Consider the following 13,621-nt stretch of genomic DNA (forward strand, 5'->3'; position numbering starts at 1 on the left):
CGCCTTCCATCTCCTTCTTCGAACTTATCGGAACGTAGCTATAGCGCAAGGCGCTTCACGCTATTCTGCAGCCAGCGCAGGCAGCGCCTCGAAACCGCATATCCGACCAATCTCTTTTAGCACCGTCGCTGCGACCGGAGGGGAAACGCTGTTTCCAATCATTCTGAAGCTGTGCCAAATGGTCGGATGGAATAGATGCCAATCGGGGAAGCCCTGCAAACGCGCAGCCTCTCGTACTGTGATCACTCTAGGCTGAGCCGGGTGCAATGGTCTAACGGACTGGAACGACCCCCGATCAGCTCCCGTGCCCGCTCGTAGGGTAGGGCAGATGCCATTCCAAGAAAGGCGCTGATGCCTGCCAACAGGGTCCGTCTTCCCTTGTGGGACCTTTGCGAAGCGCTTCGATACCGGTTCGGTGTGGACCGTTCGGCGGTGTCCCGTCGATTGTCCGTTGATCGTCCTCAGAGCCTTTGCATATGCCGACACGGTGGCGTCCTGCTCCGTCTCGCCCAAATCGAAGCCGCGATCATCCACGCCCACGCTACGCACGTGTTGAAGGTCACTAATCGCATCGGCAACCGTACTCTTCGGCGCACTTGAGGCGATCTCTAACGCTGCAACGTTTCCACGCTCCTTGCGAATGCCGACTACGAAGCACCGTTTTCGAGATGTAGGCACGCCGAAATCAGCGGCATCTAGAATAATCGGACCGACAACTCCATACTCTTCAGGCAACCGATTCATTGCCGAGGCCAGTACTTCCAAAGCGTCGCCCTGAATAAGGCCTAGGACGTTCTCCATCACGAAGAAAGTTGGCTGAACCTCTGCTACAAGTCGGAAGAAATGATCGACTAGGTTTCTGCGCGGGTCGTCGGCCTGGCGCTTTCCCATTAGGCTGAAGCCTTGGCAGGGAGGGCCACCAATCAGGCCGTCTACCACTCCGCCTGCAGCTTCGACGATAGCCGCGCCTTCAATAAGTGAGACGTCCGCCAGTTTGAGTTTGCCGGTGGGGAAGTTCCACTCATGGGACGAGGTCAGGATCGGATCTAGATCGATGGAGAGCGGCACCTCAAATCCGGCGTTTCGAGCTCCAAGCCCGAAGCCGCCCGTACCGCAAAAAAGATCGACTACCTTCATATTTGGATACCCACCAGACCGTACCTCATGATGCCTTCTCGGCTCACAATTTATCGCAGACTTTTCCATTTCGGAGAAGATCCGCCACCCGTTTCTGTCCCTCGGTGGCTCAGTGATGCGTCCACTTCTTAGCCACCTGTGCAAATTCGCCCTGGAAATGCCTGCTTCGCCCGCCGTCCCTTTCGTGGACTGGACATCCTAGCTGAATGTGAACTTGGACGCGCTCGAACGTCTGCGGAACTTGGCTATGGTTGACCACACTGGCGTCATGCAGACAAGCCTTCGTGGCAAAATGAGTCGAGATCACGAAGCTACGCATCCACTGCGGTTCGCGACTGACGCAGCAAGTGTCGTCTCTCCCGCCCTTCGCGTAGGCGCCTGGCGTCATGCTGCATCCTGCACATATGTCGCGGATGGGCTGAGGCCAGCCGTCAGGCACGCCTGGCACGAAGGTCGGCTGTGGGCCGGGAGCGCCGGACGGCGCGACTGGGGGTGTCTGGCCGGCGACGTTCGCTTCCTCCGCAAAGCCGCCGCCTGCATGATCTCTGTCCGTGCCTCGCGGGGAACCCGAGCGGGTCCTTCCTATAGGATCCTGTAACGGGGGTAATTCGCACCCCGACACTCGCAAGTCTCCTATTCACGTTGAGGGGTGGTGTCTTGGTTGTTGTTGTTTTTTGAAGGCCTCGGACGGCGAAGGGATCATGGCCTTGATTGGCTTCCAGTGAGCTTGCGGCGAGGCAGCCCGAGGGGCTCATGCAGGGGAACGAGTGCGTTCTGGGGGCACTGATTTCCGCGTCTTTTGGCCGGGGGGCGTACGGACGGTCGTCCGGTGGGGATGCCGTTGGTCGGCAACAAGGGCGGGGAAGAGGCGCTGCTGCGCCTGGGACTGGCCTGCCAGCGGCAGACGGCCTGGCATCTGCGGCGCCCGCTGGACTGAAACAATGTCCTGCCCCCCGTTCGCAGATCGGTGGTCAGGACAGCAGCCGGTTGAGCGCCACGAAGGCCGCCAGCTCATAGCGGTTGGCGCAATCGCGCTTGGCCAAAATGCGTCCAATGCGGGTGCGAACGTTGCTGAAGGAACTGCCGGTGCGCCGGGCGATCTCCTTGTCGGGCGGGCCCTTGGTGATCAGCTCGGCAATCTGCAACTCGGCCTCGTAAAAGGCGGCGTGGCGCGGAATTACGTTGATGTGGGCGGGGGTGGAATAGGTCCCCGTCTCCTCCGACCAAAGGAAGGACACGCTGGCATCGGCGCGGGTCAGCATCATAAGGTTTTCCATCGCCGTCAGCTGGGCCGCACTGTCGGTGCCGCCATCGAACTACAAGGAAACCGTGTCCGACAGCAGGTGCAGATCGCTTGGGGTCAGGTCGATGGAGCGCGGCATGACCTATCCGTTTGAGTCCCCGCCCGGTTGGCAACATCGCGTCAGGGGCGCGGAGCGTCAAGCGGCGGCAGGGCCAGGCCTGCCTCCGACAGCGCAGTCTCCAGGGCACGCGCCACCGCCAGCAGCAGCGCTTCGCGTCCCGCCACCGAAACCAGCTGGACCGCCACCGGCCGCTCGTCCACCAGCCCGCAGGGGACCGAGATCGCCGGTGCGCCAAGGGCATTGACCCAGCCGTTGGTGCCCACGTGTTGCCAGTGGCCATAGCCCAGTGTCTCGGGGTCCAGCGGCCCGTTCGCGGGCGCCGGGCCGCTGGCCATCGGCAGCATCAGGATGTCGTTGCCGGGCAGGCAGGCGGCGAACTGCGCGGTGCAGGCGGCGGCCCGCTGCTTTGCCAGCAGGTAATCATCGGCCGAGATCAGCGCGCCGATATGCAGCCGCACCCGCGCATCGCGACCGTAAAGCTCGGGCGTCGCGGCCAGCCGCTCGCGGTGCAGGTGCCAGCTTTCGGCGGTGGCGATCAGGGCGCTGGCGGCGTCCATGTCTTCCAGCCCGTCGAACCCGCTGTCGAAACCCGTCGCACCAAGGCCCAGCAGCAGCGCTTCCACCTGGTCCAGCCGGCTGCGGTAGTCCGGCACCAGCCCGGCGTCGAACCCGGTCATCCGGTCCAGCCGCCAGTCCTGCGGCAGGGTGGCGCTGGCCTCCAGGTAGCTGGGCACATCGGCCGGGCGCTGCGCGGTCTCTGACGGATCGACGGCGACCATCGCATCCAGCAACAGCGCCACATCGGCGGCGGTGCGCGCCATCGGGCCGACGCTGTCCATGCCTTCGGACAGGGGCATCACGCCGCTGCGGCTGACCAGCCCGCGCGATGTCTTCAGTCCGACGATCCCGTTGAACGCCGCCGGCACGCGGACGGATCCGCCAGTATCAGTGCCAAGTGCGCCGGGCACTTCGCCCGCCGCAACCGCCGTGCCGGACCCGGAGGAGGATCCGCCGGTGGCATGACGCGCGCTCCAAGGATTGCGCGGATTGGGCTGGATCGCGTCGGAGCCATGGGCGCCGATGGCGAATTCATTGGTGGCGGTCTTGCCCAGGATCACCGCGCCCTGCGCCCGCAGATGGGCGATGACGAAGGCGTCCTTTCCGGCTACCCGGTCCGCGTAAAGCGGCGAATGGCCGGTGCTGCGTAGCCCGGCGACGTCGATGATGTCCTTCACCCCCAACGGGATGCCGGTGATCGGCGTCACGTCCCGGCCCGCGTCCAGCCGGGCATCGGCCAGGGCGGCGGCGGCCAGGGCGGCTTCCCGGTCAATGGTCAGGAAGCTGCCCACGGCCTCTTCCACCTCGGCGCTACGGGCCAGGTAATGTTCGGTCACCGCGACCGAGGTCAGGCGGCGGCTCCGCAGCGCTTCGGATAGGGCGGTCAGCGTGTCGGGCATGGTCGTCATTGCGCGGCGCCTCCGGTGGGGTTGGTGGGGGCGATCCCATCGGTCTTTGCGGCGCGCGCGCGGATCAGCGCGATCTTGGCGTCGATCATCGGCAGCACCGGGTAGAGCAGCGCGCGGTCCTCGGGCGACAACCCTGCCACGCCCGCACGGTCCAGCAGCAGGTCATAGGCATCTGCGCCGGGAAGGGGCACGCCGGGAAGAGGGGGGGTGTCGGACATGGGAGGCTCCGGTGACAGGATGATCGGGGGAGCATGGCGCCAACCCTCGGGCCGGCGCCATGCAGAGAGACGATGACGCGCCGCGCACGGTCGGGCGGCGGTCCTCAGGTCTCGGTAGGACGATCTCAATCGACCGGCGTATAGCCCAGCGGATCGGCGTCGAAGTAGCTGGCGCGCACCTTGTCCAGGTCGATCTCCGCCATCAGCAGCCCGTCGGTGTCATGGGGCAGCGGCGGCACGGCGTCTTCTCCGGTGGGGGTGAAGATGCGGCTGGCGCCACCGCCAACGCTGATCTTCTCGGCCCGCTCCGGGGTGTCGGAGAATTCGGCGACGATCTCCTTGCCCAGAACCTGGGTGGCGCCCAGAACCCACATGCCGCCCTCGTTGGCATAGGCGGAGGTGACGCCCATGTTGGCGACCGGCCCCATGGCATAGACCTTGGGCACCAGCCCAAGCGCGGGCCAGGACGCGACGTGGATCTCTTCCTTCTTGCCGAACATGATGTGCAGCAGCATCGGCCGCTTGTGCTCGGAACAGTTCAGACAGCCGATGGTGCCGGTGGCGGTCCTGACCACGTTCAGGTTTTCTTCCGGGTTGCCGGGGGCATAGAAGGTGCCCTCCCAGCTGGAGGGTTTCAGCTTGCGGCGGGTCATCACCGTTTCGCCCTCAGCGTCGATCACCCATTGGGCGATGTAGATGCGGCCCTTCTCGTCCTTCTCGGACACACCCAGGATCACCTCGACGCCATGGTCCTTGGCAGCGGCGGCGATGGCGGCATGTTCCGGCCCGCCCAGCACGGGGGAATTGGCGAGGTAGCGTTCGCGATAGGGGGCCTGCCAGTCGGCATCGCCCAGCCACAGGAAGACCGGGTAACCGGGCAGCCAGACCTCGGGGAAGGCCAGGACCTGCACGCCCTGGCGACCGGCCTCGGCGATCAGGGCAACGGTCTTTTCGGTGGTGGCGGCCATGTCGAACCAGACGGGTTCGCTCTGGACGGCGGCGACCTTGACGATCCGCTCGCTCATTGGGGTATCTCCTTGAAAAGGCCGCCGGACCTTGGTCCGGCGGCAAGTCGGGTGGGGACGACCGGGGAGCGCGATCCACCCATTCCGTCAAACCGGGCACCTTGCGGGCGCCCGGTCTTGGGTCTCGCCTCAGTTGGCGAAGACCTCCTTGTACATTTCCAGCTGTGCCGGGTACTCGGCCACCAGGGTACGCCAGTCGATGACGTTGAAGGTCACGCCTTCGGGGGCATCCTTGACGGTGGGGGCGCCGGGCATCGGGCTCTGCATGCCGATCTCGGCCAGCAGTTCCTGTGCGTCGCTGCTGAACAGCCAGTTGATGAACAGCTTGGCGGCCTCGGGGTGCGGGGCGTCGGTGACCAGCGCCTCGTTCAGCGGGATCGACATCACGCCCTCTTTCGGCCAGATGAAGGTGAAGGGCGCGCCCTTGGCGATGGCCGCCTTGAAGAAGTGATAGGGCACGTCCAGGCCGATGGTGGCCTGACCGGTGGCCACGGCCTGGATGGCCTGGGCGTTGGCCTGGCTGACGACCGGGTGATTGGCGGCCAGCGCTTCGAAGAAGGCGCGGTCCAGCGTGCCCTTCAGGGTCAGCGTGGTCAGCGCCTGACCGGTGCCCGAGACGTTCTGCAGGGTCGAGATCGACAGCGCCTTGTCGTACTTCTTGTCGGTCAGATCCGCATAGCCCTTGGGGGCCTCGTCGGGCTTCAGGTAGACCTTGTTGTAGAACATGCCGCCAACGGTCAGCGTCCAGTCATGCCACATGTCGTCGGTGCCGATGTACTTCTCCTCCAGGCCCTCGGCCAGCTCGGGCATGTAGGACACCAGGAAGCCGCGCTCGGCATAGCCGGGCATCTCGTTGGCGGTGGTATAGACGACGTCGGCGGCAACATTGCCCGACGCGGCCTCGGCTTCCAGCCGGGTGGTCAGCTTCGGACCATAGAGGTCGACGCCGGTGATCGCGATCTCGGGGAAGCGCTTGGAGAAGGCGTCGAAGATCGGCTTGTTGGCGTTGGTATTGGGGTTGTAGACCACCAGCTCGGTTTCGCCGGCATCGGTCGCGGCCTTGTAGAGACCGTCGAGGATCGCATCCTCATTGGCGGGCTGGGCCAGGGCCAGCGGCGCGCCGAGGGTGAGGGTGGCAAGGGTCGCCGCGATGCGGGAGGTGCTGCGGAGCAGGGACATGTTCGGACCTTCTGTTGGGAGGAGTTGTTCTTCGTCTTGGGGTTAGGGCAGCACGGGCGCCCGTTCGGGCAGCCGCAGCTTCATCGTGTCGCCGGCCTTCGGCAGGGCGCCAGCGCTGACCGGCTGGGCCACCATCAGGGGCTGGCCATGCACGGTGATCTCAACTTCCGCCGTCGGACCCAGGCGGGTGACGCGGTCGATGACGGCGGTTAGGCCCTCGCCGTCGGGGGCAAGGCGCAGCTCCTCGGACTTCAGGCCAAGCGCCGCGGTCTGGCCCTCGGGCAGGTCGGAGGCCGACAGGATCTCCGCCGCCTCGCCGCCCACGGTGAAGGCCAGTTTGCCATCGGCACCGATCGCGCCGGGGGTGATTTCCAGCATGTTGTCATAGCCGACGAAGCCCGCGACATAGCGGGTGGCCGGGCTGTTCAGCACCACTTCGGGCGGGCCGTACTGCACCACTTCGCCCTGGTAGAGGACGGCCACCATGTCGGCCAGCGCCATGGCTTCCTCCTGATCGTGGGTCACCATGACCGAGGTCATGCCCAGACGGTCGTGGATATTGCGCAGCTCGCGGCGCAGCTGCTTGCGCAGTCCGCTGTCCAGGTTCGACAGCGGCTCGTCCAGCAGCAGGATCTGGGGTTCGGCGCACAGGGCGCGGGCCAGGGCCACGCGCTGTTGCTGCCCGCCCGACAGCTGGCCGGGGAAGCGGTCCAGCAGCGGGCGCAGCCCGATCAGGTCGGCCAGTTCGATGACCCGTGTCTCGGCGGTGTCCTTCGAGGCGCCGCGCTGGCGCAGCGGGAAGGCGATGTTGTCACGCACCTTCATGTGCGGCCACAGCGCGTAGTGCTGGAAGACCATGCCCAGCCCGCGTTTCTCGGCCGGAACCGGCACCGCCATCGCTTCGGAGAACATCGTCTTGCCCTGGATTTCCAGCACGCCCAGGTCGGGGTGTTCCAGCCCGGCGATGGAGCGCAGCAGCGTGGTCTTGCCGCAGCCCGACGGGCCCAGCAGGCACAGGTAGGTGCCGGCGGGTACATCAAGATCGATGCCTTTCAGGACCTCGGTCTTGCCATAGGATTTGCGCAGCGCGGAGATGCGGATGCTGGTGGTCTGTGCGTCAACCTGGGACATCATCATGGGGTCGGTCTTTCTGGAAACGGGGGGCACGCTGGCAACGGTGGACATGGGCATCACGCGGCCGCCGGGACGATACCGGCCTGGCGGCGGATCATTCGTTGGCCAAGCGCGAGGAGCGCCAGCACGACGGTCAGCCCGGCGAAGAGGACAAGGTAGGACAGGAAGAAGGCTGCAGCCTGCGCGACCTCGCCGTTGGCATAGAGCGAGAAGGCATAGGTCGAAACGGTCTGGCTCGAGGTGCTCTGCAGCAGCAGCGGCACGTCCAGTGCGCCTGCGATGGCCAGGCTCACCAGAACCCAGGCGGCGGCCAGCGATGGTGCCGACAGGCGGGCGGTGATCTTCATCACCACGGTCGCGGGGCTGGCGGCACTGATCTTGGCGGCATCTTCAAGGTCGGTGCTGACCTGGGCCAGGATGCCTTCGCAGGCGCGGACCGCCAGCGGCAGGTGTGCCACCACCAGCGCGACGAACAGCAGGGTGTTGGTGCCATAGAGCGCCCGCAGCCCCGGCATGCCGGTGAAGGTCCAGACGAAGGCCAGCGACAGCACGATCCCCGGCGCAGTGGCCGGCACCCATGAGGCGACCTTGACCACCCCGGTCAGGAACCCGACGCGCGACCGGCTCATGATGTAGGCCATCACGAAGGCCAGCGCTACGACGGCCACACCGCCCAGCGAGGCAATGACCAGCGTCGTCAGCAGGATCTTCACCTGCACGGCATCCGACAGGATCGCCACGTAGTTGGCCACCGTATAGGTGCCGTACATGCCGAAATAGGGCTGCAGCGATCCGATCACCATCTGGGCCAGCGGCAGCACCAGGGCCAAAAGCAGGTAGATGACGATCGCCAGCGACACCAGCCATTCGCCGCGCTGCTTCGTGGTCGGCGGCGCCTGCCGCGACTTGCCCACGATCGAGGTGAACTCCCGTCCCCGGGTCATCCGTGCCTGCACCACCAGTAGGGCCGCGATCACAACCATGACGATCAGCGACAGCGCAGAGGCAGAGGACCACTGCGGAGTGATTTCCTTGTTCAGGTAGGCATCGACCGAGGTCGACAGGGTCTCGTAGCCCGCCGGAGAAATCAGCAGCGCCGGGAAGTCGTAGACCTGGATGCCCTCGACGAACATCAGCATGGCCACGGCCAACAGGGCAGGTGTCAGCATCGGGATGGAGATCAGGCGCACGGCTTTGCCCCGGCTGACACCGGACATGACAGCGGCATCTTCCAAGCCCCGGTCCAGCTGCATCACCGGGCCGAGCAACAGCAGATAGGCCACGGCGGTCACCTTCAGAGCGGTGACGAAGACCAACCCGCCGATGCTGTAGGCGGTCATCCAGTCGGGCATCATGATGCCGATTTCACGCAGCCAGCTGGCGATCAGGCCGGTGCGCGGGTTGCCGATCATGCCCCAGCTCAGGCCGAAGAATAGCCGCGGGATGGCCGCGACCACCACCATGGCGGGCAGCAGGATCTTTACCAGCGGCGCCCGCGATCGGGCGGTGGCAAAGGCAAAGCCAAGCCCGCCGATGATCGCCAGCACCAGCACCGCGACCGAATAGAAGATCGAGATGCCAAGCGCTTCGTAGGTCTTCAGCGATCCGAAGACGTTGGAAAAGCCCTCCAGCGTGAAGGTCCATTCCCCGAAGGGCGTAGATTTGAAGGACCCCAGCAGCAGGGTCACGAAGGGCATGAACACGAGGACGGCGAGCGCAAGAACGAACAGCCCGCCCGCGGGGCCCATGCGTTTCAGCGTTCTGACAAACTGCGACAAGGGGGGTCTCCATCAATTTCAGTTTATCCAAGCCACGGATGTAGGGCGGGTAAGATATGCCGTGTAGGCATACCCCCGCCCGCCGTGCCAGGTTTCCGAACGGTTTGGCCTAGAAGCTGAGTATCTGATTAATTTTTGTGCGTCGACAGCCGGGCGGATCAGCTTGCCATGGCGCCAGCCAGGAAACCGCTCTGGTCGCGGGTCAAGAAATCTTGGGTCACGCTTTGGATCACGGGGATCAAGGCCTTGATTTCCGGACGTTTCATCGCTGCCCGATTTACGTGCAGATCCAGCGGAACGCGCACCTGCTGCGATGCGAAAACGGCATGTTTCTCCAACGCGCCAGCGGCCGCCAGCAGGGAATAGGGCAGCACCGCATAGGCGCCCTTGTCCAGCAGGCGCAGCGAATCCGCTGCGGGCCAGACCGCAACCGTGCGTTCCGGCACCAGCGCGAACTCCGCCAGGACCCGACCGATGCTCTCGCGCACCTCCGACCGGCGCGCGGCCTCGACGTAGGTCATGGCCCGCAGGTCCTGCAGGCTCGCCCCGGCGGGACCGACCACCAGCAGGGTCTCGCGCCAGATCGGCAGTGTCATGACCGAGGGGGAAGGCATCTCCGTCCGGCCGATCTTGATGTTCAGCCCAAGCGCCTCCAGCGCCTGATCCGCCAGACCATCGACCTGCAACAGTACGTCGGGCCGTGCGCGGGCATATTCCAGCACGATCCGTTCCAGCAACAGCGACGAGATCGACGACACCATGCCCAGCCGCAATGTGCTCTGCGCCTCTACCGGCGCCTCCGGCCCGTCGCCCAGGCGGCGAATGCGATCCAGCAGCGAGGTCAGCTCGATCGCATGGCTCATCAGCTGCCGCCCGGTGGGGGTCAGAGTCACCCCCTCGTGCGACCGTTCGAACAGCGGTCGGCCGATATCGTGCTCCAGCTTCGCCATACGGCGGCTCAGCGCGGACTGGGTGATATGCAGGGTTTCCGCCGCGCCCTTGATGCTGCCAAGGGTGCCCACTTCGAGGAAATAACGGAGCTGGGTGCTGTCGAGGGCCATGGGTATCTCCAACGGGCATACCGTTTTGTTTTCCATAGCAGCTATCGCTGGGCCTGCAAGCCGCGCCAGTCGGCACCAGAACGAGCAGCCCATGAAACCCATCCACTATATTCTCCTCGCGGCCATCCCGGTGTTCATCTCGGGAATGGAGCAGTCGATCATGGCCACTTCGGCGGCCAGCATCGCTCGTCTGGCGGGGGTGGAAACGGCCATGGCCTGGATTCTGGCGGCCTATTTCATCGCGGCCGCCGTCGCCAGCCCGGTCTATGGCCGGCTGGGCGACAGCTTCGGCGCTATGCGGATGCTGATCGTGGCGATCGTGATCTTCGCCTGCGGCAGCCTGCTGGCCAGCCAGGCCGGAAATTTCGCCACGCTGGTGGGCGCGCGTTTCGTCCAAGGCATCGGCGGCGGCGGGCTGATCGCCCTGCCGCAGGCCTTCCTGGCGCGCAAAATCGAACCGCGGGTGCGCGCCGCCTACCAAGGCTACCTGGTGGCCGTGGCCTTCTTTGCCAATACCTTCGGACCGGCGGTCGGTGGCTATCTGATTGGGCATTTCGGCTGGCAGTCCGTCTTCCTGCTGCAACTGCCGCTGGCGGCGGTGGCGGTGGTGATGCTCTGGCTGGCGCCCAAGGACAGCGGCGCGGAAAACGCCGGTCCGCTGCGCTTCGACTGGCCGGGCGCGCTCATGCTGATCGGCACCGTCACCTGCCTGATGTGCCTGACCCAAAGCCTGCGCAATCCGGGCGACAGCGAAGGCGCCGCGCTCTGGGCGCTTGGCCTGCTGGCCTTCGGCACCGCCTTCGCCTGGATCGAACGCCGCAGCGCCGATGCGTTGATCCCGCCGGAACTGCTGCGCCGCCCGATCGTCTGGCGCAGCGGGCTGATCGTCTGCTGCTATGGCGCGGTCTTCACCGGCCTCAGCTCTTTCCTTCCCGTCCTGCTGCGCCATGTCTACGACCTGCCGGTGGAACAGGTGGGGCTGATGATGATGCCGCTACTGGGTGCCGTGGGGATCGGCTCCATCATCACCGGGCAGATGGTGCGTCGCAGCGGCCGAACGATGATCTTCCCCACCCTGGGCCTGTTGACCGTGGCCAGTTTCCTGCTCTGCTTCTCCTTCGCCTTCCGCTACCTCAGCCCGATGCAGGTGACGATCTGGATGGGCATCAACGGGCTCTTCATGGGCTCCACCATGGGGGTGGTGCAGGTCTCGATGCAGGTCGGCGCACCGGCGGAAATGCTGGGCCGCGCCTCCGCCTTCCTGCAACTCAGCCGCACCATCGGTGCCAGTCTCGGCGCGGGCCTGGGAGCCGTCATCTACTTCCGTGGCCTCGGCGCTGCGGAGCAGGGCACATCGGGCAGCCTTCCGGTGCTGGATCATGGCATGACCGTCTTCGTAGTGCTCTTCGCCAGCTACGCGCTGATCGCGCTCTTTGCCTCGCTCACCGCTCTGACCTGCCGGGTCCCCAGATTGACCTGACGCTTCCGGGCGGCACGCCATCATGACCGCAGAGACGCAAAACGCCGCCCCGCGGGGCGGCGTTTTCGCGTCGGGCCTCAGCCAAACATGAAGACCGTGCGCCGGTTCGTCGGCAGAGTCACCATGGTGTCGAAGTCGATGAAGGCGGCGCTGTCCTCGATCACCTCGGGCTGCTCCCAGAAGGCCTCGGCATTTTCCTCGGTGTCGAAGCTGCAGACCGATACCGCCCGTATCACCTGATGCAGGCGCTGCGGGCGCTGTCTGTCATGCCATCGCCGCTGACTGCCGCGCTGGCGACCCAACGCGCCAAGGATCGCACTGCCGACAGCATCCGCCGTTTCATCCGCGCCGAAAGCGCTGCGCGTCAGGCCATCGTGCGCGAAGTGCTGGGCGGCATGTCCTATCGCTCAGCGGACAATGCCTTCAACATTTGGCTGGACCTGCCCGTAGGCGTCGGCCGTCTGGTGCCGTGGCGCATCGGCCTGATGCTCTCGGACGCCTGCACTGTGGCCGGTGTGCTGGGGGAGCATCTGCGGGTCTGCCTGGGTGGCACAATGACCCGGGAGAACCTGCATTTCCTCGCCAACGGCTGCAGCCGAACGTCTTCAGGGGCTGAGGCCTGTTGCCGGTCGGCGCATCCGCTGCGCGCCGACCGGGGGCGTTACTCCTCGCGCAGCGCGTCGTAGGAAATGACCTGATCCGCCGCCGGCTCGCCTGCCACATGGCAGAGCGGGGCGGGTTTTGTGTTCAGGTTCAGGCTAGCCACATGTGGCGATGAATAGTGACCACCAGTGTCACACATGTACTTGGCCGAGACGATCTGCTCCAGATTGATGTCGGCGTAGATCAGGCCTTCGGCATCATGCGGCAGCACGTCACCGATGGTGATCCCCTGCGGATTGATAATGCGTGCGGCACCGCCACCGGGCTTGAACCGGGCCCGAACCGCCTCGTCTCCCTGCGCGAAGGCGTCGATGTAGTCTTGGCGCATGACCATGGTGGAGGCCAGGACGTAGGACTGCGTTGCCATGGCGTAATAGCGATTGGTCACCTCGAACCCGTTGGATTCGCCGGGCAGGCCGGGTGCGCTTTCCAGCCCTTCGGACGCGGCTGGCATGGGGGCATTCAGGCCGCCCTTGCGCACGAAGGTTCCGACGAAGTTCCAGCAACCCACGTGCACCTGTTCATTCTGGGCTGCCATCAGGGCAAGGTTGATCGGCATGCGATGTTCCCAGCAGATCAGCCCGCCCAGGTTGCCCAGCGGTGTCTGCATCACGCCCATGGTGCTGCCATCGCCTTCGCCCCAGATGAAGCGCTCGGGCCCGGTGGGCTTCAGCTTGCGGTGACGGCCGATCAGGTTGCCCTGATCGTCGAACCAAAGCTGCGACAGGAAAAGTGTGGCCTTTTCCCGTTCGCTGACCCCCAGGGAGACATAGATGCCGTGTTGGCGCGCGGCTTCGCTGATCCGGCGGACGGCCCGATCGGGGACTTCGACCGAGTTGTTGAAAAGCTTCATAAAATGCGCGCCCACGGGGTCATATGGGGCGGTTTCGAAGATCCAGATCGGGAACCCGGGTACGAAGGACTCGGGGAAGGCGATCAGCTTGGCGCCGTTCTCGGCGGCTTCGGCGATGTACTTGACGCAGATGTCGATGGTCGCGTCCAGGTCGAGGAAGGACGGGCAGGCCTGGACGACGGCGACCTTGTAGGCGGGATGCTTCATGCGGGGCAACTCCTTGGGATGTCTGCGGGATGTCGGCGCGCGGTAGGGCGCGAATG

General features: G+C 65.2%; 13 protein-coding genes. 2 read left to right on the forward strand and 11 right to left on the reverse strand.

The features are described from left to right. Positions 1-60: 60 nt before the first annotated feature. The 9 genes from AC2IR1_RS05115 to AC2IR1_RS05155 form a co-directional block, all read right to left on the reverse strand. On the reverse strand, positions 61-1,137 hold the full coding sequence (locus AC2IR1_RS05115; RefSeq protein WP_486475199.1) for a DNA cytosine methyltransferase: 1,077 nt from the start codon (positions 1,135-1,137) through the stop codon (positions 61-63). Positions 1,138-2,108: 971 nt separating this feature from the next. After that, positions 2,109-2,402 (reverse strand): helix-turn-helix domain-containing protein, encoded by a 294-nt coding sequence (locus AC2IR1_RS05120; RefSeq protein WP_486475200.1) that lies wholly within the window; start codon positions 2,400-2,402, stop codon positions 2,109-2,111. Positions 2,403-2,560: 158 nt separating this feature from the next. Next, the gene (locus AC2IR1_RS05125) at positions 2,561-3,967 is read right to left on the reverse strand and encodes an amidase (protein ID WP_486475201.1); all 1,407 of its coding nucleotides are present in this window, start codon (positions 3,965-3,967) and stop codon (positions 2,561-2,563) included. Beyond that, positions 3,964-4,185, reverse strand: a complete 222-nt coding sequence (locus tag AC2IR1_RS05130; RefSeq protein ID WP_486475202.1) for a hypothetical protein — start codon at positions 4,183-4,185, stop codon at positions 3,964-3,966. Before AC2IR1_RS05130 ends, AC2IR1_RS05125 begins: the two co-directional genes overlap by 4 nt. Positions 4,186-4,310: 125 nt before the next feature. Next, positions 4,311-5,210, reverse strand: coding sequence for a nitrilase-related carbon-nitrogen hydrolase (locus AC2IR1_RS05135; protein WP_486475203.1), 900 nt, complete (start codon positions 5,208-5,210; stop codon positions 4,311-4,313). A gap of 129 nt (positions 5,211-5,339) precedes the next feature. Further along, positions 5,340-6,389 carry an ABC transporter substrate-binding protein gene (locus tag AC2IR1_RS05140; RefSeq protein ID WP_486475204.1) on the reverse strand — a complete coding sequence of 350 codons (1,050 nt, stop codon included), beginning with the start codon at positions 6,387-6,389 and terminating at the stop codon, positions 5,340-5,342. 42 nt (positions 6,390-6,431) lie between these two features. After that, complete coding sequence (locus AC2IR1_RS05145) at positions 6,432-7,526, reverse strand: ABC transporter ATP-binding protein (protein ID WP_486475205.1); 1,095 nt, start codon at positions 7,524-7,526, stop codon at positions 6,432-6,434. Positions 7,527-7,579: 53 nt separating this feature from the next. Next, positions 7,580-9,301: an ABC transporter permease gene (locus AC2IR1_RS05150; RefSeq protein ID WP_486475206.1), complete on the reverse strand. Its 1,722-nt coding sequence runs from the start codon at positions 9,299-9,301 to the stop codon at positions 7,580-7,582. 158 nt (positions 9,302-9,459) lie between these two features. Continuing rightward, a complete protein-coding gene (locus AC2IR1_RS05155; RefSeq protein ID WP_486475207.1) occupies positions 9,460-10,362 on the reverse strand; it encodes a LysR family transcriptional regulator in 903 nt (300 codons plus the stop codon). 91 nt (positions 10,363-10,453) lie between these two features. On the opposite strand from AC2IR1_RS05155, the gene AC2IR1_RS05160 reads away from it, so the two are divergent. After that, positions 10,454-11,842, forward strand: a complete 1,389-nt coding sequence (locus AC2IR1_RS05160) for an MFS transporter (RefSeq protein ID WP_486475208.1) — start codon at positions 10,454-10,456, stop codon at positions 11,840-11,842. A gap of 77 nt (positions 11,843-11,919) precedes the next feature. On the opposite strand, the gene AC2IR1_RS05165 is transcribed toward AC2IR1_RS05160, so the two are convergent. Further along, positions 11,920-12,078 (reverse strand): hypothetical protein, encoded by a 159-nt coding sequence (locus AC2IR1_RS05165; RefSeq protein WP_486475209.1) that lies wholly within the window; start codon positions 12,076-12,078, stop codon positions 11,920-11,922. Between the two features lie 3 nt (positions 12,079-12,081). Here AC2IR1_RS05165 and AC2IR1_RS05170 point away from each other — a divergent pair, with 3 nt between their 5' ends. After that, positions 12,082-12,528, forward strand: a complete 447-nt coding sequence (locus AC2IR1_RS05170) for a hypothetical protein (RefSeq protein WP_486475210.1) — start codon at positions 12,082-12,084, stop codon at positions 12,526-12,528. Here the strand turns inward: AC2IR1_RS05170 and AC2IR1_RS05175 are convergent. Beyond that, entirely contained in the window at positions 12,504-13,565 is a 1,062-nt protein-coding gene (locus AC2IR1_RS05175) for a carbon-nitrogen hydrolase family protein (protein ID WP_486475211.1), read from the reverse strand. The genes AC2IR1_RS05170 and AC2IR1_RS05175 overlap by 25 nt on opposite strands. Between the last annotated feature and the right edge of the window lie 56 nt (positions 13,566-13,621).

It is taken from the genome of Pseudooceanicola sp. NS-SX8 (genome assembly GCF_057380755.1).

Coding starts and splice junctions, on each gene's coding strand:
- AC2IR1_RS05115 (WP_486475199.1), bottom strand. CDS start 1,137: ATGAAGGTAGTCGATCTTTTTTGCGGTACGGGCGGCTTCGGGCTTGGA.
- AC2IR1_RS05120 (WP_486475200.1), bottom strand. CDS start 2,402: ATGATGCTGACCCGCGCCGATGCCAGCGTGTCCTTCCTTTGGTCGGAG.
- AC2IR1_RS05125 (WP_486475201.1), bottom strand. CDS start 3,967: ATGACGACCATGCCCGACACGCTGACCGCCCTATCCGAAGCGCTGCGG.
- AC2IR1_RS05130 (WP_486475202.1), bottom strand. CDS start 4,185: ATGTCCGACACCCCCCCTCTTCCCGGCGTGCCCCTTCCCGGCGCAGAT.
- AC2IR1_RS05135 (WP_486475203.1), bottom strand. CDS start 5,210: ATGAGCGAGCGGATCGTCAAGGTCGCCGCCGTCCAGAGCGAACCCGTC.
- AC2IR1_RS05140 (WP_486475204.1), bottom strand. CDS start 6,389: ATGTCCCTGCTCCGCAGCACCTCCCGCATCGCGGCGACCCTTGCCACC.
- AC2IR1_RS05145 (WP_486475205.1), bottom strand. CDS start 7,526: ATGATGATGTCCCAGGTTGACGCACAGACCACCAGCATCCGCATCTCC.
- AC2IR1_RS05155 (WP_486475207.1), bottom strand. CDS start 10,362: ATGGCCCTCGACAGCACCCAGCTCCGTTATTTCCTCGAAGTGGGCACC.
- AC2IR1_RS05160 (WP_486475208.1), top strand. CDS start 10,454: ATGAAACCCATCCACTATATTCTCCTCGCGGCCATCCCGGTGTTCATC.
- AC2IR1_RS05170 (WP_486475210.1), top strand. CDS start 12,082: ATGCAGGCGCTGCGGGCGCTGTCTGTCATGCCATCGCCGCTGACTGCC.
- AC2IR1_RS05175 (WP_486475211.1), bottom strand. CDS start 13,565: ATGAAGCATCCCGCCTACAAGGTCGCCGTCGTCCAGGCCTGCCCGTCC.